General features: G+C 50.9%; 23 protein-coding genes. 12 read left to right on the top strand and 11 right to left on the bottom strand.

Annotation, left to right across the window (positions count from 1 at the left end; all coding sequences use genetic code 11):
* Positions 1 to 18: 18 nt before the first annotated feature.
* On the top strand, positions 19 to 1,242 hold the full coding sequence (locus MET42_RS0110005) for a type II secretion system F family protein (protein ID WP_019882812.1): 1,224 nt from the start codon (positions 19 to 21) through the stop codon (positions 1,240 to 1,242).
* A 61-nt stretch (positions 1,243 to 1,303) separates the two neighbouring features.
* Here MET42_RS0110005 and MET42_RS0110010 read toward each other — a convergent pair whose 3' ends face one another.
* The 6 genes from MET42_RS0110010 to MET42_RS0110035 form a co-directional block, all read right to left on the bottom strand.
* Positions 1,304 to 2,044: a DsbC family protein gene (locus tag MET42_RS0110010; protein ID WP_198289753.1), complete on the bottom strand. Its 741-nt coding sequence runs from the start codon at positions 2,042 to 2,044 to the stop codon at positions 1,304 to 1,306.
* A 42-nt stretch (positions 2,045 to 2,086) separates the two neighbouring features.
* Positions 2,087 to 3,295, bottom strand: coding sequence for an FAD-dependent monooxygenase (locus tag MET42_RS0110015; protein WP_019882814.1), 1,209 nt, complete (start codon positions 3,293 to 3,295; stop codon positions 2,087 to 2,089).
* Complete coding sequence (locus MET42_RS0110020; protein ID WP_019882815.1) at positions 3,285 to 4,454, bottom strand: FAD-dependent monooxygenase; 1,170 nt, start codon at positions 4,452 to 4,454, stop codon at positions 3,285 to 3,287. Before MET42_RS0110020 ends, MET42_RS0110015 begins: the two co-directional genes overlap by 11 nt.
* Positions 4,455 to 4,499: 45 nt before the next feature.
* Entirely contained in the window at positions 4,500 to 5,801 is a 1,302-nt protein-coding gene (locus MET42_RS0110025; RefSeq protein WP_019882816.1) for an aminopeptidase P N-terminal domain-containing protein, read from the bottom strand.
* A gap of 85 nt (positions 5,802 to 5,886) precedes the next feature.
* Positions 5,887 to 6,666, bottom strand: a complete 780-nt coding sequence (locus MET42_RS0110030) for a DUF2927 domain-containing protein (protein ID WP_019882817.1) — start codon at positions 6,664 to 6,666, stop codon at positions 5,887 to 5,889.
* A complete protein-coding gene (locus MET42_RS0110035) occupies positions 6,659 to 6,889 on the bottom strand; it encodes a DUF3820 family protein (RefSeq protein WP_019882818.1) in 231 nt (76 codons plus the stop codon). Before MET42_RS0110035 ends, MET42_RS0110030 begins: the two co-directional genes overlap by 8 nt.
* Before the next feature lie 172 nt (positions 6,890 to 7,061).
* Here MET42_RS0110035 and MET42_RS0110040 point away from each other — a divergent pair, with 172 nt between their 5' ends.
* A complete protein-coding gene (locus MET42_RS0110040; protein WP_019882819.1) occupies positions 7,062 to 8,093 on the top strand; it encodes a GGDEF domain-containing protein in 1,032 nt (343 codons plus the stop codon).
* A gap of 5 nt (positions 8,094 to 8,098) precedes the next feature.
* Here MET42_RS0110040 and MET42_RS0110045 read toward each other — a convergent pair whose 3' ends face one another.
* From MET42_RS0110045 to MET42_RS0110055, 3 genes are read right to left on the bottom strand one after another with little or no spacing between them, the layout of a single operon-like run.
* Complete coding sequence (locus MET42_RS0110045; protein WP_019882820.1) at positions 8,099 to 8,527, bottom strand: phosphate-starvation-inducible protein PsiE; 429 nt, start codon at positions 8,525 to 8,527, stop codon at positions 8,099 to 8,101.
* Positions 8,527 to 9,207 (bottom strand): N-acetylmuramate alpha-1-phosphate uridylyltransferase MurU, encoded by a 681-nt coding sequence (gene murU / locus MET42_RS0110050; RefSeq protein ID WP_019882821.1) that lies wholly within the window; start codon positions 9,205 to 9,207, stop codon positions 8,527 to 8,529. Before murU ends, MET42_RS0110045 begins: the two co-directional genes overlap by 1 nt.
* Before the next feature lie 3 nt (positions 9,208 to 9,210).
* Positions 9,211 to 10,182 carry an aminoglycoside phosphotransferase family protein gene (locus MET42_RS0110055; protein WP_019882822.1) on the bottom strand — a complete coding sequence of 324 codons (972 nt, stop codon included), beginning with the start codon at positions 10,180 to 10,182 and terminating at the stop codon, positions 9,211 to 9,213.
* Positions 10,183 to 10,381: 199 nt separating this feature from the next.
* Here MET42_RS0110055 and MET42_RS0110060 point away from each other — a divergent pair, with 199 nt between their 5' ends.
* The 5 genes from MET42_RS0110060 to adk all read left to right on the top strand — a co-directional run bounded on the left by MET42_RS0110060 (position 10,382) and on the right by adk (position 16,620).
* Positions 10,382 to 12,766, top strand: coding sequence for an LPS-assembly protein LptD (locus MET42_RS0110060; RefSeq protein WP_019882823.1), 2,385 nt, complete (start codon positions 10,382 to 10,384; stop codon positions 12,764 to 12,766).
* Positions 12,763 to 14,082 carry a peptidylprolyl isomerase gene (locus tag MET42_RS0110065; protein ID WP_369751507.1) on the top strand — a complete coding sequence of 440 codons (1,320 nt, stop codon included), beginning with the start codon at positions 12,763 to 12,765 and terminating at the stop codon, positions 14,080 to 14,082. The genes MET42_RS0110060 and MET42_RS0110065 overlap by 4 nt, the downstream gene beginning before the upstream one ends.
* A gap of 4 nt (positions 14,083 to 14,086) precedes the next feature.
* Positions 14,087 to 15,085, top strand: coding sequence for a 4-hydroxythreonine-4-phosphate dehydrogenase PdxA (gene pdxA / locus MET42_RS0110070; RefSeq protein ID WP_019882825.1), 999 nt, complete (start codon positions 14,087 to 14,089; stop codon positions 15,083 to 15,085).
* On the top strand, positions 15,082 to 15,870 hold the full coding sequence (rsmA, locus tag MET42_RS0110075; protein WP_019882826.1) for a 16S rRNA (adenine(1518)-N(6)/adenine(1519)-N(6))-dimethyltransferase RsmA: 789 nt from the start codon (positions 15,082 to 15,084) through the stop codon (positions 15,868 to 15,870). Before pdxA ends, rsmA begins: the two co-directional genes overlap by 4 nt.
* Positions 15,871 to 15,966: 96 nt before the next feature.
* Positions 15,967 to 16,620, top strand: a complete 654-nt coding sequence (adk, locus tag MET42_RS0110080) for an adenylate kinase (RefSeq protein ID WP_019882827.1) — start codon at positions 15,967 to 15,969, stop codon at positions 16,618 to 16,620.
* Positions 16,621 to 16,677: 57 nt separating this feature from the next.
* Here the strand turns inward: adk and MET42_RS0110085 are convergent, their stop codons facing one another.
* Positions 16,678 to 18,876, bottom strand: coding sequence for a TonB-dependent receptor domain-containing protein (locus MET42_RS0110085; protein ID WP_019882828.1), 2,199 nt, complete (start codon positions 18,874 to 18,876; stop codon positions 16,678 to 16,680).
* Positions 18,877 to 19,187: 311 nt separating this feature from the next.
* Here MET42_RS0110085 and leuS point away from each other — a divergent pair, with 311 nt between their 5' ends.
* The 5 genes from leuS to nadD all read left to right on the top strand — a co-directional run bounded on the left by leuS (position 19,188) and on the right by nadD (position 25,501).
* On the top strand, positions 19,188 to 21,866 hold the full coding sequence (leuS, locus tag MET42_RS0110090; protein WP_019882829.1) for a leucine--tRNA ligase: 2,679 nt from the start codon (positions 19,188 to 19,190) through the stop codon (positions 21,864 to 21,866).
* 13 nt (positions 21,867 to 21,879) lie between these two features.
* A complete protein-coding gene (lptE, locus tag MET42_RS0110095) occupies positions 21,880 to 22,398 on the top strand; it encodes an LPS assembly lipoprotein LptE (protein WP_019882830.1) in 519 nt (172 codons plus the stop codon).
* Between the two features lie 2 nt (positions 22,399 to 22,400).
* Positions 22,401 to 23,444, top strand: coding sequence for a DNA polymerase III subunit delta (gene holA / locus MET42_RS0110100; RefSeq protein ID WP_019882831.1), 1,044 nt, complete (start codon positions 22,401 to 22,403; stop codon positions 23,442 to 23,444).
* 23 nt (positions 23,445 to 23,467) lie between these two features.
* Positions 23,468 to 24,724 carry a glutamate-5-semialdehyde dehydrogenase gene (locus MET42_RS0110105; RefSeq protein WP_019882832.1) on the top strand — a complete coding sequence of 419 codons (1,257 nt, stop codon included), beginning with the start codon at positions 23,468 to 23,470 and terminating at the stop codon, positions 24,722 to 24,724.
* A 129-nt stretch (positions 24,725 to 24,853) separates the two neighbouring features.
* Positions 24,854 to 25,501: a nicotinate-nucleotide adenylyltransferase gene (nadD, locus tag MET42_RS0110110; RefSeq protein ID WP_019882833.1), complete on the top strand. Its 648-nt coding sequence runs from the start codon at positions 24,854 to 24,856 to the stop codon at positions 25,499 to 25,501.
* Here nadD and MET42_RS0110115 read toward each other — a convergent pair whose 3' ends face one another.
* A complete protein-coding gene (locus MET42_RS0110115) occupies positions 25,502 to 25,735 on the bottom strand; it encodes an RlmF-related methyltransferase (RefSeq protein ID WP_369751508.1) in 234 nt (77 codons plus the stop codon).
* Positions 25,736 to 25,862: the final 127 nt, after the last annotated feature.

The raw sequence follows: 25,862 nt of genomic DNA on the forward strand, positions 1-25,862 counted from the left end.
CAATTTTAAGAAAACACTATGGCGACTGGCAATATCAAACAATCCGTATACCAATGGGAAGGTAAAGACCGCAAAGGCAAGCTGGTCAAAGGCGAGATGCGTGCCAATGGCGAAGCCGTGGTCAATGCCACGTTGCGTCGCCAGGGCATTACGATCATCAAGGTCAAAAAGCAAAGCTCACTAGCCATCAAAGGCAAAGTCACAGACAAAGATGTCACCTTGTTCACCCGCCAGCTCGCCACCATGATGAAAGCTGGCGTGCCTTTATTGCAAGCTTTTGATATTGTCGGCAAAGGGCACCATAATCCGGCTGTGTCAAAACTGCTAGGCGATATTAAGTCCGATGTTGAAACCGGCAGCAGTTTGAGCGCGGCTTTCCGCAAATACCCGCTGCATTTTGATCAACTGTTCTGTAACCTGGTGGGCGCCGGTGAGCAGGCAGGTATTCTGGACTCTTTACTTGAGCGATTGGCGACCTATAAAGAAAAAATTCTCGCCATTAAAAGCAAAATCAAATCTGCATTGGTATATCCAGCGTCGATTATCGTCGTCGCGTTTGTCATTACCGCCGTGATTATGATTTTCGTAGTCCCTGCATTTAAAGACCTGTTCAGCAGTTTTGGGGCAGATTTACCGGGCCCAACGGTCGTAGTGATCAACTTATCCGATTTCTTTGTTAAATGGTGGTGGGCAGTCTTTGGCTCGATTGGCGGCGGCTTATGGTTCTTCTTCTACACATGGAAGCGCTCCGAGAAACTGCAAGCGACCATGGACCGCCTCATGCTGCGGTTGCCCATTTTCGGTGAATTGATCCGTAAAGCCACTATTGCGCGCTTTGCCCGTACACTATCGACCATGTTTGCGGCGGGTGTGCCATTGGTAGAGGCGCTGGACTCCGTCGCCGGGGCTTCTGGCAACAAAGTGTATTTTGATGCCACCAAGAAAATCCAAAGCGAAGTCAGTACCGGCACCAGCCTCACTGTATCGATGCAGAATACCAATGTATTCCCTAATATGGTTATTCAGATGACCGCGATTGGTGAAGAATCCGGCTCTTTAGACGGCATGCTGACCAAAGTGGCTGACTTCTACGAAGGTGAAGTGGATGATGCAGTGGCAGCCATTTCCAGCCTGATGGAGCCTGTGATCATGGTGGTATTGGGGGTGTTGATCGGTGGCCTGGTCGTCGCCATGTATATGCCTATCTTCAAAATGGGCAAGGTGGTCAGTGGCGGCGGTTAAAAACCGTCGCATACAAAAAAAGGGGCTATTCAATAGCCCCTTTTTTAATTTCTCGATAATATTACAACGTCTTCTTTGCTGCCTGTAACGACTTCTCAATTTCATCAGCAGGCTGCGCACCTAACATACGCTTGCCATTTTCAAAGAACAGGGTCGGCGTGCTGTTAACCCCCACTTTATGCGCCAATTCGCCGACTTTTTCCAGCGGCACGTCACATTTAGCTGTAGAAGTTGGGAGTTTGTTATTGAAAATCCAGTCCTGCCAGGCTTTCACACGATTGCTGGCACACCAGATACTGCGTGATTTATTGGCCGCATCCGGGTGCAATTGCTCAATCGGGTACAAGAAAGTGTAAATGGTCACGTCGTTAATATTGCTAAGCTCTTTCTGCTCCAGACGTTTACAGAATGGGCAGTCCACATCTGAAAACACCACCAGTTTGCGGCTGCCATTACCTTTAACCACTTTAATCGCCTGATCCAGCGGCAAGCTGTTGAAGTCAATTTTAGTCAATTCATCCATGCGCTCACCGGTAATGTCTTTTTTGGTTTTTGGATCAACCAGGCGACCTTCGGCAATCAGGAAACTGAACTTATCATCGGTATAAATAATTTGCCCACCCATAAATACTTCATACAGGCCTGGGTATGGCGTTTTGGTTACACTGTCGACCTTGAATTTTGGATAAGCGCCTTCTACCAGCTTTTTCAGGCTAGCTTCGTCTGCAACGCTGTTAAAAGACCATAGCGTGGCCAAGGCAATCAAGCCGCCCATCACACACTGGCCGATAGATTTTTTCATGACATACTCTTTCTCAAACATGCGCAATGGCTCTCTGCCATATCAGCCTTGAGTCGCTGCGCGAATTAAAAAACGTTTAAGCATAGCACTGTTTTCCACCCCATGTAAGCCTAGCAGGGCGGCGTGTGTCCACACGGCTTGCGGACGCGCAAACAAGCCATCCAGGCCGCGTGTCAGTGCATGCATCTTCAAAATATCCGGCTGCCGTGTACGCATGACATGCCGTAAAAAACGTGCGTCGCCTAATGGCCTGATCGCTGGCAATTGGGCAACCTGCGCACAAAGTGCTTGTACATCCTGAAAACCCAGGTTGACGCCTTGCCCAGCCATCGGATGCACCTGATGCGCGGCATCGCCTAACAGCATGACTTGCGGCAACGCCATGGTATCGGCGGTGTTCTGCATCAGCGGGAAAGCTAATACAGGGCCGCTATGCGTTAACTGCCCAAGCAATTGACCACTGCGCTCAGCCACCTCGGCTGAGAATGCTTCTGCAGACAATCCTTGTTTTTGCGTGGCAAGCGCAAGAGGCAAAGCCCACACCAGTGATACCTGTTGTTGCGGCATGGGCAACAAAGCCAAGGTCTCATGTTCGCCAAACCACTGTCTGGCAATATTGTCATGTGGCCGCTCGGCTTTAAAGTTGGTCACCAACGCCGTTTGTGCAAAATCCACTTGCTGCACACCCACGTCACATTGCGACCGCACCCATGAACGTGCACCATCAGCGCCTAATAACAATGACGCCTCAATCTCATGCTGCGGTAAGGATAAGCGCACGATATGACCGCAATGTTGCAATGACTGCGCCGGGGCGTCGGTGATCACAGTCACCTCAGACTCCGCTAATGCCTGCCAGCAAGCATGCATCAAGGCCTGGCTTTCAACGATGTACCCCATCTCAGACAGGTGCGCTTCGTCGGCATGCAGGCGCAAGCTAGGCGTAGCATGGCTATGGGTGGGCGACCATAAGTGCATGGCTGCAATCGGGTTAATTCGACTGGCTGGCAAACGCGACCACACGCCCAGCTCGCGCAACCAGTCTACGGTTTGATTAGTGAGTGCATAGATACGGGCATCCCAATGCGCCATATCTGCAATCCAGTCCTCAGGCAGTGATTGTGCCGGCTTGGCATCGGTCAATACCACCTGTTTACCCAGACGCGACAGGGCAATGGCCGCAGTCAGGCCCACCAGGCCTGCGCCCACAATCGCGACATCGGTTTTAATCAAAGGATGTTCAGCTGCCATAACTCATCTTGTTGACCAGGAAACGCCGCGCTATCGGCAACAGGCTGAGCGCACCCAGGCCAGCCCCCCTTAACAGGCCGACCCCAACCAAGTCATTGGAAAATACATTGACCAGAAAATCGGTGAACTGCAAGCCACGACCAGTATCGCGCTGGCGAGACTGGTGATACTCCGCTAGGCGGTGTGCAGCTCCCCATTCATTGGCTTGCGTCGATGCTACATTTTTGGCCAGTGCCACGGCATCGCGGATGCCGACATTAAACCCCTGCCCCGCTACCGGGTGCATGGTTTGCGCCGCGTTACCGATGACCACGCAATGCGCGGCGAACGTCTGGCCCAGTTTACTCAATTTGAGTGGGAACCTGAATCGTTTACCCGCATGCAAAAACTTTCCAACGCGGTCACCAAATGCCTCATGCAAGGCTTGTAGAAAAGCAGCGTCATCCAGCGCGGCGATCTCATCCAGATAGGCCTGCTCGCCCGTCCACACCAGCGAAAATTGTTGCCCGTTGGGTAATAGTGCCATTGGCCCGCGTGGCGTAAACCGCTCGTAGGCAATATTGTGGTGCGGCTGCTCGGTTTGCACCAGACCAACCAGCGCATCATGCCCGTAATGCTTGGTTTCGCGCACTAGGCCTGGAATCGCCTCCAAGCTACGGCCACCATCAGCAATCACGGCCAAAGGCGTCGCTAATACCTGTACGCCATCATCAATAGGCTGATACTCAATCTCCGTCGCGCTGGCATGTACATTCAGGCCGGTCACCGGCACCTGGTATTGCATGGTGATGCCAGCAGGTGATTGCTCAAGCCGCGCATCCAGCGCCTGCATCAAGGCGCCATAAGAAACCACATACCCCAAGGCAGGCAAATCATGCTCCTGCGCCTTAAGCACGGTGCGGCCAAAACCTTTCTGTTGCGAAACATGAATGGTTTCAATCGCGGTGACAGCGGTTTCCAGTAGAGACCACACGCCTAGTTGCGCCAATACCAGGCGCGTGCCGTAAGACAATGCCAACGCGCGGCCATCGCCATACATGGCACCTGGCGACTGCGCCTCCAGCACCGTCACCGGCACACCGGATTGTTGCAACGATAGCGCCAGCACCAGCCCGACCGGGCCGCCGCCTATCACTACCGGATGGTCTATAGTTTGCATCACGCTGACTGCCTTTGACTCAATCTCAATGTACTTTCTAATCGCTTATGCGCGCTGACGCATCATCGCCTCAATGTCGGCAACCGTTTTTACTGCCGCTGAGGTAATGACGTCATGCCCCTTGTCGGTCACCAGCACATCATCTTCAATACGGATGCCAATATTCCAGAAATGTTCAGGCACATTGTCTGCCGGACGCACATAGCAGCCTGGCTCTACCGTCAGCATATTGCCGGGCTGTAGCATGACCCAGTCACCATCAGCGGTTTTATACTCACCGGCATCATGCACATCCAGCCCCAGCCAGTGGCCAGTACGGTGCATGTAAAACTGGCGGTAACTGCCGGTTTCCAGCACGGCATCACGGCTGCCCTGGCACAAACCATAATGGATAAAGCCATCCACCAGCACATCCAGTGCAGCCTCATGCGGCGCATTCCAGTGATGCTGCGGGCTCACGCTGGCAATAGCCGCCGCCTGTGATGCCAGCACCAGTTCATACAAATCTTTTTGCGGACCACTGAAACGGCCACTCACAGGAAAAGTGCGCGTAATGTCAGAAGCATAGCCATCCAGCTCACACCCGGCATCGATCAGCAGCAAATCGCCCACGTTTAGCTGAGCGTTATTAGCGTTGTAATGCAAGGTGCAGGCATTGGCCCCACCTGCCACAATGCTGGTATAGGCTGGCGCCTGTGCGCCCTGACTATAAAACGCATGTAAAAATTCCGCTTCAATTTCATACTCCCACTTACCTGGGATCACTGCCTGCATGGCGCGATTGTGTGCGCTGGCGGCAATATTAGCCGAGCGGCGCATCAGGTCGATTTCGAAAGGTGATTTAAGCAGACGCATGGCATCCAGCGTTTGACGTACGTCAACCAGCTTGGATGGCGCTTGTACGCCCGTGCGGGCTTGCGCCTTGACGGCATTCAGCCAGCTACTGACTTTGGCATCCCAGCCTGCATCACTGCCCAGGCTGAAAAACAACTCTGGCTGATTTGCCATCAATTTGGGCAACTGTTCATCTAGTTGCGTGATGGAATACGCCTCATCAAAACCGAATTCTGTTTTAGCTGCGTCTGGGCCATAACGAAAACCGTCCCAGATTTCGCGATCAATGTCTTTATCACGGCAAAACAGAATCGTTTTTGGCGATGGCCCGGCAATCAGCACCAACACGGCTTCAGGCTCTTTAAAACCTGTCAGGTAATAAAAATAACTGTCAAAACGGTAAGGGTAATGACTGTCACGATTGCGCGTCACTTCGGGTGCGGTTGGAATCACCGCGATACCCGCTTGCATGCTGGTGATCAGTTGCTGGCGACGACGGGAAAATTCTTGCATGGGAACACTCAAGGCACATTCTGAATAGTGAGGAATTGTAGCGTATTTGGGTGGCAATTGCTGGAATGGTTCCGGCCAAATGCGGTCAGAAGCCCATCATTTCATATAACTCAGATTGCCTGACATTTTTTTCGGCATTTTGCAGCGTGCCATCATCCTGCCATTGCTGCAGTTGGTGCGCCAGGATAGGCCGCACCTGCCCGGCACGCATGCCGGGTTTAATCGCAGGCAAATACAGCATCTTCAGCAATAAAGCATCGAGGCCAGTGAGTAATGACTCTGGCGTTTTATCGTTAAATACCGAGGGATACACTTTGTCGGAATCATTCGGCAAGCCCATGGCCTGCGTGATCTCTTCCACAATACAAGATACCAGCGAACCACGCTCATTCGCATGGTCGACAGGAATCACCACCCAGGCGCGCTTGATGGCATTTTGTGCATCGAGGGTGAGGCCGAACATACATATGGCATCGGCGGGTGGTGGCCTGCTTTTATTGCCACTTACTTGTGCAACTTCTTGATGCCACAGGGCAGACTGGCTAAACACCACTGTCATATTAGCTTCTGCTGCGCTAGCTGCAAAACTGATCGGGTGACCGGTAATTTGCGACAAATGGTGTAAATGATAGCGCGTAAGTTTCGTGTGTTTGTCAGCCTGGTCTGCATGATGCACCAACCATACCTTGACCGGCTGCTGCCATTTGCGCACGACTTGCTCGCCCGCAATATATTCACTATGCAGCGCCACCTCATTGAATGCCTGCTGCAAATACGCCGGTGACTGCCAGGATTCTTCCGCGAATGCCGATGCTGCCAGCATGAGGCACGGCAACAGAAAAACCATCAGCCAATGCTTAATCATGAGGTTTCGCCGCCTCAGCGCGTAGCGGCGTTAACAGCGATGACAAGCCATTGTGGTCAATTTCACGCATCAATTGCAACAGGCGGCCTAGTTCGCCTGGTGGAAAACCCTCACGTGCAAACCAGTGCAGATAATGGCCCGGCAAGTCGGCGATCAGCCTGCCCTGATATTTGCCATAAGGCATTTTGAGGGTAACCAACTGCATCAGATCTTCTTTTTTCATGGGAACAATAGGGATGAGCAATACATTATTTTAAGCACAATCCACTATTTTTAAGCTTTATTTCACAACGGCCCTAAAAAAATCCCGCCGCCAGCCGTTATTCCCCTTGAGTATGCTTGAATACTTAACAATAAGAAGATTCTTTGCGTTGAATTTAACATCGCGAGAGGCCATGATGCAATACGAAATTACTAAAGAAAAAAGTGCAGAATATCTGCGACAAGCCATCCATCATATGTCGATGCAGGATGCGGCTTTTCATCCGGTCAGCTACGCGGTCTGGTATGAATATTCCTCTGGCGAACATGTGCGCCTGATTGAAGAAGTGAATGATTTGATTGAGAAAGAGAAAAGACTTAACGAAAAGAGCACTACTCACCTGTTTAACAAACACATTGCCGGTGCCGATGCCGATAGTGCCAAGGTACTGGTGGAGCGCTTCAACCAGGTGGTGACCAGTATCACCTCTTCCACAGAAAAAGCCGGGCAAGAGACCTCACAGTTTAGAAAGTCACTCGATGCCTGGTCTGATGAGATTCAACAACTGGATCCGCAGCTAGGGGCGCAATTAGGCTCTTTGCTGTCTGACACCCAACAAATGCAAACCTCCATGCATGGTTTACAGCATCAACTAACCTCTAGTCTGGAGGAAATCGCTGACCTGAAAAACGAGATTATGAAAGCCAAGCAAGAGGCGATCTCGGATGGTCTGACCGGACTGATGAACCGTAAAGGATTTGATAGCGCATTGCATCAATGCCTGGACACCGGGCCCGCTGAAGAAACATGCCTGATGATTGCCGATATTGATTTCTTTAAAAAAGTAAATGACAGCTACGGACATTTATTCGGCGACAAAGTAATTCAGGCCGTGGCCAGGATATTAAAAACCGTGTCGGGCAATTTATATACCGCTGCCCGCTACGGTGGTGAAGAATTTGTGCTGTTGCTGCCGCACACCAGTATGGATATTGCACACGAAATTGCAGAGAATATTCGTCGCCAGGTCGCCGCCATCACCATTAAAAACAATGTCACCCAGCGGCTGATTTCCAACATTACCATTTCCATGGGCGTCACCGCTTACCATCCGGGGGAATCTGCTGACAGCTTTATCACACGGGCTGACCAGGCTTTATATACCTCAAAAGCACAAGGCCGTAACCAGGTCACCCTGTTAAACGGAGAACTTGCAGCCGCCTGATTACTTTAAAGCAAGTCGCGTTTCTGCTCAGGAATATCCTCATAGGGATAGCGCGAATGCCCAAAGCGCATCACCAATACGGAAATCGCCAATATCAGAATGGCAGCAGACACCGCTAACATATGTGTCTCTGTCATTTCCTTCATATCCAGCAATAAATAGCGAGCCAAAGCCACCATGGCGATATAAATCGGATAACGCATAGGCAATTTACCGGTGCCAAAATAGCTGTTAATCATGGAGAACACTTCCAGATATAAAAACAGCTGCAGCAAATCACCGAGACCGACCATACCTGCGTCCCACATGCGCGCCAATTCGTGCGCCAGCGAGAAAAAAGTAGCGATGGTCACTAAGCCTAGCCCCAACCGCTCTATCCACATCAATGCCTGATGGGCAATTTTATCGGTACGATGTTCATAAGGTGGCTTCATTATTCCCCCTGATTTGTCTTTTTATGTAGCCAATGATCGAGCTGCTCTAAACGCTCCGGTGTGCCGATATCATGCCACAAACCCAGGTGATGTTGTCCAGTCACGCGTTGCTGTTGCATCGCAGCTTTTAACAGCGGCGCCAATTTGGCCGCCTGCCCAGGGGTCACACTCTCGAATAGCGCAGGATGATAGACGCCTACGCCCGAAAAAGTGAGGCGATGCCCGGCAGACTCTAGCACCAGTCCGTTTTCCAGGCCAAAGTCACCACTCGCATGCTGCGGTGGATTATCCACCATGACCAGGTGCGCCAATTTACCAGTTGGCAAACGCAGGCTGGCATAATCAATATCGGTAAACACGTCTCCATTCACCACCAGGAACGGCTCGTCACCCAACAAAGGCAAGGCATTCGCAATGCCGCCTGCCGTCTCCAGAGCCTGCGGCTCGGCGCTATAACGGATATGCACCTGCCATTGCGCACCATCGCGCAATGCGGTTTCAATCTGCAGCCCCAAATGTGCATGATTAATCACTAACTCGGTAAAACCGGCCCGCGCCAATCGCTCGATATGCCACACAATCAGTGGCTTGCCACCAACCATCAGCAACGGTTTGGGCGTATGGTCGGTCAGTGGCCGCATCCTTTCGCCACGCCCTGCTGCCAGGATCATTGCCTGCATGATTTACGCTGCCTTTTCCAGGGTCAATAGCAATCTTAAAAATGGCCGCAGTTCGACATAGCGTTCGCACGCTGCCTGCAAATACTGCATCACCAGCGGCATATCCTTGAGATAGCCATCTTTACCATCACGATGATACAAACGGGCAAAAATACCCAGCACCTTGATATGGCGCTGTACGCCCATCCACTCAAAATCTTTATAAAACTCGCCAAAATCGGCAGTGACTGGTAAGCCAGCTTTTTTAGCAGACTGCCAGTAACGTACTACCCAGTCCATCAGGTCTTCTTCGTCCCAGCGGATATAGGCATCTTTGAACAAAGACGCCAGGTCATAGGTAATGGCCCCGATGACGGCATCCTGAAAGTCCAGCACGCCAGGATTATTATCCGCGGTCACCATCAGGTTGCGCGAGTGGTAATCCCTGTGCACCGTCACTTGCGGTTGCTGCAAAATATTGTCGATCAGCAAGCCAAACGTCTTATCCATCACGGCCTGCTGCTCTGCCGTCAGCGTTTGACCTAAATGCTTGCTCACATACCACTCCGGGAACAATTGCAATTCGCGCATCAGCAAGGCTGCATCATATGCTGGCAACGCGTCTGGCTGTGTTGCCAGTTGCATCTTGATCAGGGCCTGGCAAGCATCGCCATATAAAGCCTTGGCGTTGTCACGATTCAGTTGCGACAGATAGGTGTCGTTACCGAGATCGCTTAGCAACAAAAAGCCTTGCGTAACGTCTTGCGCCACGATCTTGGGCACATTGAGCCCGGCGGCCAACAGTTGCTCAGCCACGCGCACAAACGGGCGACAGTCTTCCTGCGGCGGTGGCGCATCCATGGCAATCAGGGTTTGCGTCGGCAAATGCACGCGGAAATAACGCCTGAAACTGGCGTCTGCCGAAGCCGTAGTGAGTGTAAAAGGCTGATCGAGCACCTGCTGTAGCCATTGTTGTAATTGCTGTGTTCTATCCACAAATGTTCCCAAATAATGAATCGGCCCATACTGGCGGGCATTACTGTTAAAATGCGGCTGTCATTTTAAGTGAAAAATGACTTTTTAAGCATTTTCATGAATAATATAGCCCAATTGAAACGGGACATCTGGCCGTATGGTCCGGGATGCGTGCATACAAACGTCGGCCATTAGCAGGCCTTACCGAAACGATCACTCTTTGAATAATTTGCAAGCTCACTCATCCACCTTTCAGGAACGCGGCATCCGCCTGATTTTGGCGCTCACTGCTATCGGCACGCTGGCGCCTGTGCATGCATGCGCGGATGATCAGTCTGAAGCTCCTGCCATGGTCGTGGCAGAAAACACCACTTTACCCGGTGCGATTGAAATTGAAGGCGACACCTTGCAACTGCGCATGGACCGCCAAATGCGCGCCATAGGCAACGCGGTGATCCGCAAAGAAGGCCAGCAAGTCACCGGGGATGATATCCGCTACGACATCCAGAATGACGAACTGCAAGTAGATGGTAACGCGGTGATTACGGCCGGGCAAACAACCATCAAAGGCCCGATGCTGCGGATGCGCATGAGCGAGAACATTGGTGAAATGCGCGACGTCACCATTGAGTTCAAAAGTAGCCCGCCGCCACCCAGCAACCAGGACAGCAGCGCGTTGCTCAATGATGAAGCCATTTTGCTGAGTGACCCGAAAAGATATCTGGAAGATAACGAGTCTTACAGCACGCAAAAAGACAATACATCTTTTGAGAACATCCGCGCCTCGGCCAAACAGGTATTATTTGAAGGCCAGAATATCAAGCGCCTGAAGAGTGCCAGCTATACCTCCTGTGCTGCCGATGTGGATGACTGGTATATCAAAACCAACAACCTGGAACTCAACGACTATACACGTACTGGCGAAGCCACTAACGCATTCGTTGAGTTTAAGGGTGTACCCATCCTCTACACGCCCTGGATGAGCTTTTCTTATAACAACCAGCGTAAAAGTGGCTTACTGGCCCCACTGTGGGGAACCACGTCCAGAAGCGGCTTTGAATTACTCACGCCATACTATATTAATATCCGGCCGGACATGGACGCCACTATTGCTACCCGTTTCTTAAGTAAGCGCGGGGTGCAATTGCAGGGCGAATTCCGCTACCTCGGTGAGGACTATTCAGGCATTAATAACCTGGAGTATCTGGATAAAGACAGCTTGACCGATCAAACCCGGTTTTATGCCAAATTATCACATGCACAACGCTTCAGTGAACACTGGTCCGGCGGTTACAACCTGGAAAAAGTATCAGACGATAAATACTTTTCCGAAATGGCAACCAGGATTCAGGTCACGTCACGCGTTAACTTGCAACAAACCGCTTTTGTTGATTATCAAGACGACAACTGGACATTTAATGGCTCGGTACAGCGCTATCAAAACCTGGATAACAAATCATTTGTCTATCAGCGCCTGCCTCAGCTGACGTTGAATTACGACAACAGCTGGCATGGCATCACAACGCAAACGGCGGCGCAATATGTCTTTTTTGACAGCATGCAGGAGATGGGCAAGGTAGCAACCGGCTCTAGATTAAATTTCTATCCATCGCTATCCTATCCGATCAAAAGTTCATATGGCTTTATCACGCCCAAGTTCGGGGTCAATACCACGCAATATAGTTTGAGTAACAATATCCCTTCTGGTTATTCGCAAGACTACAACCAGCTGAGTCGAACGCTGCCTATTTTCAGCCTGGACTCAGGACTGTATTTTGATCGTGAATCAAGTATTTTCGGTACAAACTATACTCACACTCTGGAACCAAGAGCGTACTACGTTTATATTCCGTATCGAGATCAAAGCAAAATCCCGATTTTTGACACGGCGCTCGCGACCCTGAATCAGGACTCTATTTTTACCGAAAACCAGTTTATTGGCGGTGACCGGGTCAACAATGCCAATCAAACCACGCTGGCGATCACCAGTCGCTTGATTGACGCTGAAACGGGTATTGAGCGACTCAGTGCTACATTGGGGCAACGCTTTTATTTCGAAGATCAAAAAGTCTCGCTCCCGAACACCTCCGTTAGTACACGTAAATCCTCAGACATTTTGGCTGGCTTTACGGCACGCCTTTCCAGCCGCCTGAACCTGGACACCTTCTGGCAATATGATCCTGACCGCGGCAATATGGAACGTAATAACTATTTATTACGGTATAACCCTGAACCAGGCAAATCATTCAGTTTTGGCTATCGCTACACGGCTAACACGCTCGAACAAATCGACACTTCAGCCCAATGGCCATTGGGTGCAGGCTGGTATGGTATCAGCAGGCTGAATTACTCCATCCGTGATGGCAACATCGTGCAATTCCTCGGCGGGCTGGAATATGATGCCGGTTGCTGGCAAGCCCGCGCGGTCATGCAACGCGTACAAACAGCGACTGCCGATGCGAACTATGCCATGTTTTTCCAACTCGAACTCGGTGGGTTGACCTCGATTGGTGCCAACCCGTTAAATGTGATCAAGCGCAATATTCCAACCTATATGCGCACTTATGATATCCCGGCAATTTACAGAGACCAGAACGCGCAATGATGAAACGTTTATCTAATTTCCTTATCTCCACGATGGTGTTTGCGCTGTACGCATCGCAATCAACAACACTATTTGCCGCAGAAAAACGTCCGATTGAAAAAATGGATCGCATCATTGCGGTAGTCGACCAATCCGTCATTACGGAACGGGAAATGCTGAACCGTATGGAGTCAGTCAAGACACAAATGATTAAAAAAGGCGTTGAAGTGCCACCTGATGAGGTGTTACAAAAGCAAATTCTGGAACGCCTGATCGTCGATAGCCTGCAACTGCAACTGGCCGCCCAAACCGGCATTAAAGTTGAAGATGCACAACTGGACAAAACAATTGAGCGGATTGCCGAACAAAATAACCTGACCTTGCCTGCCTTTAAAAAAGCACTGGAGGAAGACGGGACCCAGTTCTACAAGTTTCGTGAAGATATCCGCAATGACATTATTCTTGCCCGCCTGCGCGAGCGCGATGTAGACAACAAGGTGAATATTTCCGAAGCCGAAATTGACAACTATTTAACGACACAAGAGAAAGAAGGCGATCTGGATGAGTTCAATATCTCGCAAATCCTGGTTCGCCTGCCGGAAGACAGTTCGCCAGAGGACATTCAAAAAGCCAGAGCACGCACGGAACAAATTACCAAAGCGCTGGCTGAAGGCATGAGCTTTGAAAAAGCTTCTGCCAATTTTTCAGATGCGCCTAACGCGCTGGATGGTGGTAGTTTAGGCTGGCGCAGCGGTCAGCAAATGCCAGCCCAGTTTCTGGAACTGGTTAAAACATTGCAAGCGGGCGGCGTCTCACGTCCAATCCGCAGTGGTACCGGCGTACATATTCTTAAACTGAATGACAGACGCGCAGGTGCCAGCACCCTGATTGTTGAGCAAACCCATGTGCGCCACATTCTGCTAAAGCCCAATGAAGTTTTGTCTGACAAAGAAGCCAAGCAAAAAATTGACGGCATCAAGGAGCGTATAGACCATGGTACACCGTTCCAGGACATGGCACGCCAATACTCAGACGATGGCAGTGCTTCCAGTGGCGGCGACCTGGGCTGGATCAGTCCGGGTGACACCGTGCCTGTGTTTGAAAAAACCATGGCCGAGCTGGCAGTGAACGAAGTCAGTGCACCAATCCGCAGCCAGTTTGGCTGGCACATCATCCAGGTACTGGAACGCCGCAAACAGGATATGTCCAAAGAATCCAAACGTTTAAAAGCACGCCAGGAAATCCGCGCGCGTAAAGCGGAAGAATCTTATAACGACTGGATCCACGAACTACGTGACAAAGCCTTTGTTGAAATGCGCCTAGAAGATAAATTCTAAACGCATGAACAACTTGCCACGTATTGCGATCACCGCTGGCGAACCTGCTGGTATCGGGCTCGATATCTGCGTCAAACTCGCCCACACAGCCATGCCTGCCGCACTGGTGGTGTTGGCAGACCCCGTCGCACTACAGGCGAGAGCAGCGCAATTAGCGACGCCCTTAACATTGCATACATATACCGAAACGTTGCCGCCACATGCGGGCGATGGCAGCCTGTATATACTGCCGGTGCAAACGGCTGCACCCGTGGTTGCTGGTGCACTCGACCCGGCCAACAGTGCAGCGGTGTTAAGCATGCTGGATCGCGCGCTGGCAGGTTGCCAATCCGGTGAATTTGATGCCATGGTCACCGCCCCCGTACACAAAGGCGTGATCAATGATGCAGGCATTGCATTTACTGGCCATACCGAATACCTGGCGGAAAAAACCCGGACGGCCCAAGTGGTGATGATGCTGGTCGGTGGCGGCATGCGCGTTGCACTCGCCACCACACATCTACCACTTACCCAGGTCAGCGCTGCCATTACCACCGAAGCACTCACTACCACCATCCGCATTCTGGATCATGACCTGGTGCATAAATTTGGCATTGCTCAACCGCGTATATTCGTTGCCGGGCTCAACCCACATGCAGGTGAAAACGGCTATCTGGGCATGGAAGAAATAGACACCATCAACCCGGTGCTGGAAAATTTGCGTGCCGAAGGTATGCAACTCATCGGCGCCTTACCGGCCGACACCATGTTTTCACAAAAAAATCTGTCGCAAGCCGATGCGTTCTTGGCCATGTACCATGACCAGGGCCTCACTGTACTCAAACACGCCAGCTTTGGCGAAGGGGTCAATGTGACCCTGGGGCTACCCATTATCCGCACCTCTGTCGATCACGGTACCGCGCTGGATATTGCAGGCAGCGGCAAAGCCGATCTCGGCAGTATGCTAAGTGCCATACAGTTAGCCATCACGCTGTCACACACACGTCACACCTCAAATACATGAAACACATTGCCAAGAAGAAATTTGGTCAGAATTTTTTAATTGACCAAGCCATTATCCAAAGCCTGATTAACGCCATCCATCCGCAGGCGGATGATCTGATGGTCGAAATTGGCCCCGGCCTGGGCGCGATGACGCAGCCCCTGATCAAGCACCTGAATCACTTGCACGTGGTTGAAATCGACCGCGACATTATTCAGTGGATGCAAGGCTTCTATCCGCCGAAGAAAATCACCATCCATAATTCAGATGTATTGAAGTTTGACTTCGCAAACATAGGCGAGCGCATCCGGGTGGTTGGCAATTTGCCGTACAACATCTCCAGCCCTATCCTGTTCAAGCTGCTGGAAAACACTGCTCAAATCATCGATATGCACTTTATGTTGCAAAAAGAAGTGGTTGAGCGCATGGTGGCCGAGCCTTCCAACTCGGAATATGGCCGCTTGTCTGTCATGCTGCAATACCGCTTGCAGATGGAATACATGGTCACCGTGCCGCCCGAAGCCTTTGACCCGGCGCCTAAAGTCGAATCTGCTTTTGTGCGCTGCATTCCTTATGACACCTTGCCCTATCCTGCCAGTGACGAAGCCTTATTCGCTAAAGTGGTCACGGCGGCGTTTGGTCAACGCCGCAAAACCTTGCGCAATACACTCAAAGGCTTGCTGGATGATGATGGATTTAGCGCATTGAATATCGACTCCCAGCTACGTGCCGAGAACCTGAGCGTGGCCAATTTTGTCGCCATCAGCAATTATCTGGCGGACCAGCATCTGCTAGACCAGGCTTAAGCACAACTTGTGCAAAGCAGCACTGGCTTAACCTGATTTAAAGTTTAGCCTGATATAATTCTGTTTTTACTAAAACCCAAACTTTTGGAGCATGTTATGCGTTTGATTCTGCTGGGCGCCCCCGGTGCCGGTAAAGGGACACAAGCCACCTTTATTAAAGAAAAATTCAATATTCCGCAAATTTCCACTGGCGATATGTTGCGCGCAGCAGTCAAAGCAGGCACTCAATTGGGTCTGGAAGCCAAAAAATTCATGGACGCAGGTGGCCTGGTGCCAGATGAAGTGATTATCGGCCTGGTCAAAGAACGTATTAAAGATGCAGATTGTGCCAATGGTTTCCTGTTTGACGGATTCCCTCGCACCATTCCACAAGCCGAGGCGATGAAAAACGCAGGCGTCGCCATTGATTACGTGGTGGAAATCGACGTGCCGGATGAAGCCATTGTTGAGCGCATGAGCGGCCGCCGCAGCCACCCTGCTTCTGGCCGCACTTACCATGTCAAATTCAACGCGCCAAAAGTGGCTGGCAAAGACGACGTTACCGGTGAAGAACTGGTGCAGCGTGATGACGACAAAGAAGAGGTCGTGCTGAAGCGTTTGCAGGTCTATCACGACCAGACTGAGCAACTGATTGGTTACTATTCTGACTGGGCAAAATCCGGTGTCAGCGGTGCGCCACAATACGTCAAGGTCAACGGCTTGGGCGAGTTGAATGCGATTAAAGAAGACATTTTTAGCGCATTGAAATAACTGCGCTAAAGCAAAAAGCCCGCATGATGCGGGCTTTTTTATTGATGGTACAACAGACTAAAAATCGTAACGGATGCCACCAACAACCTGGCGTTGACGCCCGGCCACCATGCCATCCACACGGCTGGTGAGGTACTCTTTATCTGCCAGGTTATAGGCACTGACAAAGTACGAGACACGACTACCTACAGGCCGGTAATTCGCCGTTGCATTCAGCAACGCATAGGCCGGAATGCGCCCGGTACGGCCTGATAACACATCGGCCTCAGAACGGCCTGCACGGTAAGAAACATCCTCTTGTTGCTCGCTGACATAATCAACACCAATGCGTGCATCGAATCCGACCGGATGCTCATAGCCCAGGCTCAGTGATGCCAAGTGTTTTGGCGCATACGGTAAACGATCACCACTAAACACATCTGCTGCCGCATTGGTTTTCTTGAACTTGGCCGTGATCAGATTGGTATAAGACCCGGCCAGGTAAATATTATGTGCCGAGTCATATATGTGTCCAAAGTTAATACGCCCAGCCAGCTCCACCCCGGTTTGTTGCGATTGTCCGCCATTGATAAATGAACCGGAGGTTGGGCCCGCCACCACAATATCGTCAAAAATCGTATGGAACAAAGTGGTTTCAAAGGTGACGCCTTTGATATAGTTAGAGCGCGCGCCCAACTCCCAATTGGTGCTTTCCTCCGGCTTGGTATTGACCACCACGGCGGTATTGGCGCCTCCTGGCGCATGGATATCCCGATCAGGACGCGGCGGCGCAAAGCCTTTGTGCACACCTGCAAACAAGGTGGTTTTTGCAATCCCATTCCAGGTTAAACCGAATCCTGGCAACACTTTGCTCTGGTGATTGGTATCTTTTGACTCAGCATTGTTTTGCACTGCACCTTCGGCGCGCAGAATATCGGTCCTGATACGCAAATCTTCTATACGTAAACCTGGCGTAAACGTCCACTCGCCCACATAGAAAGTATTTTGTGCGTAATAGGACTTGGCCTCGACATTGGTATGAATCTGCTCGCGATGGTCACCAAACGCCTCTGCGTATTCCTGGTTCTGGATACGGGGATCCCCACCACGGAACTGGTTGCGCTGGATATCTTCACGGTGGTAACGGAAACCAAGGACTGCATTACTTTCCACGCCGAACAGGCTATGCTGCACATCCAGCCGTGGCTCAATGCCCCAATATTCAAACTCGCGCGGACGCCAGCGTCCACCACAAAGTTCGGCATTGGCTTCGGTCGCAACACCCAGTCCTGTACAACGATCCATCACAGAACGACCACCTAAACCACCGGGATCGTTGATTTGGCGGAATGAAGCCCGCTCTGATTTGGCATAATAAGCTTGTGTACTCAGCTTAACCTGTGTGTTGATTTGAAACAGGTGCTGTAGTTGAAACGTGGTACGCTCGTGCTCAAATACATCATTTTTGCCGGTAGGCGCCTGATATTTATCTTCACGGTATTCCACCAGTCCCAACCCAGTTTCTGTCACATGCGAGCTCTCACGGAAATAACTGGCCTTGGCAATCAAGGTATGCCGGTCAGATAAATTCAACTGCCCTTTTGCCGTGTATTCCTGAATCTCGAAATCATGATTGTCACGAATACCATCACCTTTTTTGTGCAAGGCATCAATCATCAAACCACCGCGCTCATCACCGGCTCCGATGTTGCCATAGAGGCTGGTAAAGTCATTGTTACCCAAGGTGGCGGTGACATTGCCATGCACCTGGCCGTCACTGGGTACCGGGCGTGTCACAAAATTAATCATGCCACCCACCGTTTGCGGGCCATATAGAATCTGGCCTGAGCCTTTAACCACCTCGATGCGCTGCACACGCTCCAATGGCGTGGTGTAATGTGCGGCTGGATCACCATAGGGCGCCAGAAACAAAGGCATGCCGTCCTCCATCAGCAGTGTGCGTGCCGTTCTTCTCGGATCCAAGCCCCGCACGCCGATATTAACGCCCAGGCCAAAACTGTTCTCCCCCACAACATGTACCCCAGGCACATTGCTTAATGCCTCCTGAACCGAGAATGGTCGCCGTTCTTGCAGCGCTTTTTCATCAACCAGGAAATAAGAACCTGGCACCGATTCCAGCCGGTCAGGCAAAATCCCTTTCACCACAACTGGTGAAATATTCAGTGTTTCATCCTGCCGTTCTTTTTCTTCGGCAAGCACTTCCATGGCGGGATTAAACGCCAGTACCGTGGCCATCAACAAACTTTTTTTCTTCATGTGTCACACCCTCTTCTGTTTCTGTTGTTATAAAAACAGGTGAAAGGGCTGCAATATTGATACCAGCATCACGACGATAAAAGTTATCCCCATGTTTTTATTACGTAAATTATATTTATATAAATAATAATGCCATTTACAAGGCATTCACCAGACATACAATAGGTTTATATCAACCCACTTTAATCGACCATGGCTGATATCAGCCAAATAGAGTTCGCATCCTACTGGCAACACCTGCCAACGCAAAACATGCCTATCAGTTCTCGGGTATAATTGTCGCTTCGTTTAGTTACTTTCAAGCCACGCACATGCAACAGCAGTATCCATTCAAAGAAGTCGAACAACAGGCACAACAACATTGGGAGTCCAACCTGAGCTTTCAGGCCAAGGCGGATAGCAATAAGCCCAAATACTACTGCTTGTCGATGTTCCCCTACCCCAGTGGCAAATTGCATATGGGGCATGTGCGCAACTACACCATTGGTGACGTCTTAAGCCGTTATCACCACATGAAAGGGTTTAACGTATTGCAGCCTATGGGTTGGGATGCGTTTGGCTTGCCCGCTGAAAATGCGGCGATTCAAAATAATGTGCCGCCTGCGCAATGGACCTACGACAACATTGCCTATATGCGCAAGCAGTTGAAATCGCTGGGATTTGCCATTGATTGGGAGCGCGAGTTGGCGACTTGCCAGCCGGATTACTACAAATGGAACCAGTGGCTGTTCCTGCGTATGCTGGAAAAAGGCATTGCGTACAAAAAAACCCAGGTGGTGAACTGGGACCCGGTCGACCAGACGGTTCTGGCCAACGAGCAAGTGATTGATGGCCGCGGCTGGCGCACTGGTGCGCTTGTTGAAAAACGTGAAATCCCCGGCTATTACCTGCACATCACGGGTTATGCCCAGCAATTGCTCGATGACCTGGACAAGCTGCCAGGCTGGCCAGAGCGTGTCAAAACCATGCAAGCCAACTGGATAGGCAAGAGCGTAGGCGTGCGTTTTGCCTTTACGCATAACATCAAAAATAACGATGACCAGCTGATTGATGACGGCAAACTGTGGGTATTCACCACGCGTGCCGACACCATTATGGGTGTGACTTTCTGCGCCGTCGCAGCTGAGCATCCATTAGCGACACATGCCGCGCAAAACAATCCAGCTCTGCAAGCGTTCATTGAAAAATGCAAGCAAGGCTCAGTCATGGAAGCCGACATGGCCACCATGGAAAAAGAAGGCATGGACACCGGCCTGACCGTTGCGCACCCGATTACCGGCGAACAGGTGCCAGTGTGGGTTGGTAATTATGTGCTGATGACCTACGGTGAAGGTGCCGTGATGGCCGTGCCTGCGCACGACGAGCGTGATTTTGGCTTTGCCAAGAAATATAGCCTGCCGATCAAGCAAGTCATCAGTGTGGTCGACCAAAGTTTTGATCTGAGTGCCTGGCAAGAATGGTACGGCGACAAATCCAAAGGCGTATGCATCCATTCAGGCAAATACAACGACCTGGGTTATACCCAAGCCGTGGATGCTGTAGCCGCTGACCTGGCCGAGAAAAACCTGGGCGGCAAACAAACCAACTGGCGCCTGCGCGACTGGGGTGTCTCCCGTCAACGCTACTGGGGTTGCCCGATTCCAATCGTGCACTGCGACAGCTGTGGCGATGTGCCAGTGCCAGATGACCAGTTGCCGGTCAAACTGCCGGAAGACTGTGTGCCGGATGGCTCAGGCAATCCGCTCAATAAACGCGAAGACTTCCTGAACTGCGCTTGCCCTAAATGCGGCCAGCCAGCCAAGCGCGAAACCGACACCATGGATACCTTTGTCGATTCCAGCTGGTATTACGCGCGTTATGCGTCAGGCTTTAGCAATGATGCCATGGTGGACGCACAGACTAACCACTGGATGCCAGTCGACCAATATATTGGCGGCATTGAGCATGCGATTCTGCACCTGCTGTATTCACGTTTCTGGAGCAAGGTCATGCGTGACCTAGGCCTGGTGAATTATGACGAGCCGTTTGCCAACCTGCTGACACAAGGCATGGTGCTTAACCATATTTTCTCACGTCGCACGGCCAAAGGCGGCATTGAGTACTTCGCTCCAGAAGAAGTCGAAATAAAAGTAACTAAAGAATACCCATCAGAAACTGACGAAGAGATTGACGGAACCATTGACTCTATCTATGTAAGTAAAAGAGATGGTCTAGAGGTTGACTTCCAAGGTATGGGTACGATGTCAAAGTCAAAGAGAAATGGTGTTGATCCTCAATTTCTTATTGAAAAATATGGTGCTGATACTGCACGGTTTTTTATGATGTTTGCTGCACCACCTGAACAAACTCTTGAGTGGTCGGATAGCGGTGTTGACGGTGCACATCGCTTTCTTAGAAGACTTTGGCAATTTGCATACAGCACGCAATCGGGTATTGAATTGGTACTAAAAAACTATGAGAAGTACCAAGCAATGTACGAGAATCATAAAAAGGATTTTGCATCAGCTAGAAGAAATATTCACTTAATCCTCAAGCAAGCTTCTCATGATATTGAAAGAAATCAATTCAATACCCTTGCTTCGGCCACTATGAAACTATTGAATGCCATAGAAGCCAGCTCTGGCCTTGGAGATATAGGAGCATCACTATTTGTAAAAACAGAAGGTTTGTCTATTCTACTCCGCGTACTTTCACCTATTGCCCCACACATAACACAAGTTATATGGAGCAGACTTGGGTTCGGTGATGACATTTTAAGTGCGCAATGGCCTGCCCCATTAAATTCGGCTCTGGTACAAGACGAGGTCGAGTATGTGGTGCAAGTAAATGGCAAACTGCGCGGCAGCATCAGCATCCCTAAAAGCATGGCCAAAGAGCAAATTGAAGCAACTGCCGTTAATCAGGACTTTGTACAAAAATTCCTCAATGAAGGCAGCGTGAAAAAAATCATTGTGGTGCCTAACAAACTGATTAATATTGTGGTTGCTTAAAGAAAGGATGACTATGCTGCTTTCACACCTGACACCATTTTTGCCACAGCGCTTTTGGCAAAATAGTGGCTTGATGCTATTGATTGCAGCGTTATCCTCATGCGGCTTCCAGCTCAGGCAGCCTAACCCTGTGTCATTTAAAACAGTCCAACTCTCAGGCAACACGCAGATTACATCGGCCCTTAAAAAGAGTTTAAAAGAGCAAAATATCCAGTTAGTGGAGACAGCCGAAGAAGCCGAACTACAGGTGGAGCTGATGCATGAAGAAAACGAAAAACGCATTTTATCCCTGAGTGGTACCGGTGTGGTGCGAGAGTACGAGCTTTACTATCGCGTGCAATACCGCACCAAGGCCAGCGATGAGCCAACATGGGGATTGCCACTAGTCATGGAAAGCAGACGCGACTACACCTACAACGACTCAAACTTGCTAGCTAAACTGGCCGAAGAAAAGCGCTTGACCCAGACCATGCGCACGGACGTGCTTAACGGCATTATGCGCCGCTTGTCTGCCCTGAAAAAAGCGCAATAACCATGCGCATACAGGCTGCGCAACTGGCTCAACACCTGCCGCCAAAACAGCATTTGTTTGTGTTGGCGGGTGACGAGCCACTCTCCATCACTGAAGCCATCGACCAGATTCGGGCGGCTGCCCGCCAGCATGGCGCGCAAGAGCGTGCCAGCTTTACCGTAGAGCGTTATTTCAATTGGGCGCAAGTCAGCCAGTTTTTGCAAAGTTTCTCGCTGTTTGCCGAGCAACGCATTCTCGAAATCAACATTCCTACCGGCAAACCCGGCGTCGAAGGCGCCAAGGCCTTGCAGCAAGTGGCTGAATTGCCCGCTGCTGATACCACCATTATCATTACCCTGCCCGCGCCTGATCGCGACATGACCAGCAGCGCCTGGTATGAAGCCTTATTACAACACGGCGTATTGCTGGTGCTCAACCAGGTGCCACTGCCGCAATTGCCAGAGTGGATTGCGCAACGCCTGGCCATGCAGCAGCAAACAGCGGATGAAGCCTCACGCCGGTTTATTGCCGAGCAGGTCGAAGGTAATTTATTGGCTGCGCACCAGGAAATCCAGAAACTGGGCTTGCTCTATCCACCCGGCCCCCTCTCTGAAGATGCCATCCGGCAATGTGTGCTCAACGTGGCACGCTTTGATGTCTCGCAACTCGGTGAAGCCATGTTGCAAGGCGACCAAAGCCGCGTGTTACGCATTATTGAAGGCCTGCGTGAAGAAGGCGAAACTGCCGTCGCTGTGATGAACCCGCTGGTATGGTTATTCCGCCCCCTATTGCAAGTGCGGCTCGCCATGCAAAACGGCCAGGCCGTGCAGGCTGCCTTAAGCCAGGCCAGGTTATTTGGTGACCGCCAGACACTGGTTAAACGCGCATTGGAATTTTTACCGCAAAAACATATCGAAGCTGCTTTGCAGAAATTGTCTGACATAGACCGCATGGCAAAAGGCGTAGGGGATGGCGATGCCTGGCTGGAGCTTTCCCGCTTATGTAGTGGCATTGCGCGTATGGCAGCGAATAAATCCGCCAGATCGGCCGCAGCACGGTCTCGTTAAGGTTTTAATATAGAATGATGGTTATGGACATTCAACATTACATGAAACAACTGGGCGAGCAGGCACGTGCCGCTTCCCGTTTGATGGCAAAAGCCGATACCAACACCAAAAATCAGGCCCTGCGTAATATCGCCGCCCTGATCCGCCAGCACGAAAAAGCACTACTGGCCGCCAACCAGCAAGACCTGGAAGCCGCCAAAGCCAACGGCATGGAAGCCGCCATGCTGGACCGCCTGGCTTTGAGTGAAAAGTCGGTGGCGACCATGGCCGAAGGCCTGGAACAAATCGCCAGCCTGCCAGATCCGATTGGCGAAATGAGCAACTTCAAATACCGCCCTTCCGGCATCCAGATCGGCCAGATGCGCGTGCCACTGGGCGTCATCGGCATTATTTACGAAGCGCGTCCAAATGTGACCGTCGATGCCGCTGGCTTATGCATCAAATCCGGTAACGCCTGCATTCTGCGTGGTGGCTCTGAGGCCATCCATTGCAACCAGGCGCTGGCAAAGCTCGTGCATCAAGGCCTGCAACAAGCAGGCTTGCCACAAGCCGCCGTGCTGGTGGTTGAAACCACAGACCGCGCTGCGGTGGGTGAACTCATCACCATGAAACAATATGTCGATGTCATCGTGCCACGTGGCGGCAAAGGCCTCATCGAGCGCATCAGCAACGATGCACGCATTCCAGTCATCAAACACCTGGATGGCAACTGTCACGTGTATGTGGACGACGAAGCGAACTTAGACAAAGCCGTGCGTATTCTGGAGAATTCCAAGACGCAGCGCCTGGGCACCTGCAACACGGCCGAATCATTACTGGTCGCACGCAGCATAGCCAACACCGTCCTGCCTAAACTGGCCGAGATGCTGATTAGCAAAGGCGTGGAAATCCGCGGTTGCGAAGAAACTCGCGCCATCGTGCCACAAGCCATTGCCGCGACTGAAGAAGACTATTACACCGAATACCTGGCTTCGATTATTTCGTGCAAGGTGGTCAGTGGCGTCGACGAAGCGATTGAGCACATCAACAAATACTCCAGCCAGCACACCGAAGCGATTGTCACCGAGAACTACACCAAAGCGCGCCAATTCCTGCGCGAGGTCGATTCCAGCAGCGTCATGGTCAACGCCTCTACCCGTTTTGCCGATGGTTTTGAATATGGCTTTGGCGCAGAAATCGGCATTTCCACCGACAAACTGCATGCACGCGGCCCGGTTGGTTTAGAGGGATTAACGTCGTTGAAATATGTTGTACTAGGTGACGGCCACGTACGCGCTTAATGTCGCTTTCAGCCATTATTGGGGATGCAGCGCAAGGAGCACGAAGCGCAGGAAACAAGATAGTACACATGAGTACAGCGAGTTTTCGAGCACCGCGCAACACCGCGATGCTCCCAAAGAATGGCTGAAATGGAACTCATAGGCATTTTTGGCGGGACTTTCAATCCTATCCACAACGGGCATTTGGTGCTGGCGCAAACCGTGCTCGACACCCTGCACTGCACGCAAATCCGCTTTATTCCGGCAGCTGTCCCACCTCATAAAGCAACACCCGCCGTCACAGCACAACACCGCGCCGCGATGGTGCAATTGGCGATACAAGACCGCCCGCAATTCGTGCTCGATACCTGCGAGCTAGACCGCCAGGGCACTTCGTACACCATAGAAACCCTGCATCTATTGCGCCACCGCTTCCCAAACCAGGCACTATGCCTGATCATGGGCCAAGACAGTTACCAAAAACTACCCACCTGGCGCCGCTGGTTAGAGTTATTAGACTATTGCCATATATTGGTCGTACACCGCGCAGATCGCGAAAAAACCTTATTCTTGCATCCAGAACATGAGGGTAAATTAGTAGATATCGCAGCAGCGCCAGAAGCATTTACCACCCAAGCGAACGGCCTGATCAGCTTTCTACCAACTACCCCGCCAGATATTTCCTCTACGCGTATTCGTGAAAAGTTAAGTCAGAATCACGAGACTGTCATCACTGAAATACCACAGCAGGTATTTAGTTATATACAGCAGAATCGTTTATATCAACGAATTGGTTAACTACGCAGATCGCTGCCAATAAATCCGCCAGATAATGCTCATAATCAGCCCACCCAGGGATAGGCAGACATCAGTAATTTTTGGAATATCCCACATCGCCACACCGTAATAGTGCTTGAGCAAAGCCTGATTCAAGGCTTTCACCGCTTGCGGGTTGGCAAAGTCTATCGAATCATCGCCATAAGCATTTGGACGGACGTATTGAGAGAGTGTTGGTTGTGCTTGTACTAGCACTGTGAAATCATAGCCATTGCGATGCTGATCCCATGGATGCAAGGTTGATGTGGATTACTCAGACTTCATGACACTTTAAAAGATTAAGAAAGCGATTTGCAGAATTATTGAGATCTAGCAGAGGGTT

The organism is Methylophilus sp. 42, assembly GCF_000384155.1.
In the GTDB taxonomy this organism is placed as follows: domain Bacteria; phylum Pseudomonadota; class Gammaproteobacteria; order Burkholderiales; family Methylophilaceae; genus Methylophilus.

Bases quoted from the DNA above. Each gene is read 5' to 3' on its own strand.
- adk (WP_019882827.1), top strand. From the start codon at position 15,967: ATGCGTTTGATTCTGCTGGGCGCCCCCGGTGCCGGTAAAGGGACACAA.
- MET42_RS0110025 (WP_019882816.1), bottom strand. From the start codon at position 5,801: ATGCAAGAATTTTCCCGTCGTCGCCAGCAACTGATCACCAGCATGCAA.
- MET42_RS0110020 (WP_019882815.1), bottom strand. From the start codon at position 4,454: ATGCAAACTATAGACCATCCGGTAGTGATAGGCGGCGGCCCGGTCGGG.
- MET42_RS0110010 (WP_198289753.1), bottom strand. From the start codon at position 2,044: ATGAAAAAATCTATCGGCCAGTGTGTGATGGGCGGCTTGATTGCCTTG.
- MET42_RS0110015 (WP_019882814.1), bottom strand. From the start codon at position 3,295: ATGGCAGCTGAACATCCTTTGATTAAAACCGATGTCGCGATTGTGGGC.
- nadD (WP_019882833.1), top strand. From the start codon at position 24,854: ATGGAACTCATAGGCATTTTTGGCGGGACTTTCAATCCTATCCACAAC.
- MET42_RS0110040 (WP_019882819.1), top strand. From the start codon at position 7,062: ATGATGCAATACGAAATTACTAAAGAAAAAAGTGCAGAATATCTGCGA.
- pdxA (WP_019882825.1), top strand. From the start codon at position 14,087: ATGAACAACTTGCCACGTATTGCGATCACCGCTGGCGAACCTGCTGGT.
- MET42_RS0110045 (WP_019882820.1), bottom strand. From the start codon at position 8,527: ATGAAGCCACCTTATGAACATCGTACCGATAAAATTGCCCATCAGGCA.
- murU (WP_019882821.1), bottom strand. From the start codon at position 9,207: ATGCAGGCAATGATCCTGGCAGCAGGGCGTGGCGAAAGGATGCGGCCA.
- lptE (WP_019882830.1), top strand. From the start codon at position 21,880: ATGCTGCTTTCACACCTGACACCATTTTTGCCACAGCGCTTTTGGCAA.
- leuS (WP_019882829.1), top strand. From the start codon at position 19,188: ATGCAACAGCAGTATCCATTCAAAGAAGTCGAACAACAGGCACAACAA.
- holA (WP_019882831.1), top strand. From the start codon at position 22,401: ATGCGCATACAGGCTGCGCAACTGGCTCAACACCTGCCGCCAAAACAG.
- MET42_RS0110005 (WP_019882812.1), top strand. From the start codon at position 19: ATGGCGACTGGCAATATCAAACAATCCGTATACCAATGGGAAGGTAAA.
- MET42_RS0110065 (WP_369751507.1), top strand. From the start codon at position 12,763: ATGATGAAACGTTTATCTAATTTCCTTATCTCCACGATGGTGTTTGCG.
- MET42_RS0110030 (WP_019882817.1), bottom strand. From the start codon at position 6,666: ATGATTAAGCATTGGCTGATGGTTTTTCTGTTGCCGTGCCTCATGCTG.
- MET42_RS0110085 (WP_019882828.1), bottom strand. From the start codon at position 18,876: ATGAAGAAAAAAAGTTTGTTGATGGCCACGGTACTGGCGTTTAATCCC.
- MET42_RS0110105 (WP_019882832.1), top strand. From the start codon at position 23,468: ATGGACATTCAACATTACATGAAACAACTGGGCGAGCAGGCACGTGCC.
- rsmA (WP_019882826.1), top strand. From the start codon at position 15,082: ATGAAACACATTGCCAAGAAGAAATTTGGTCAGAATTTTTTAATTGAC.
- MET42_RS0110035 (WP_019882818.1), bottom strand. From the start codon at position 6,889: ATGAAAAAAGAAGATCTGATGCAGTTGGTTACCCTCAAAATGCCTTAT.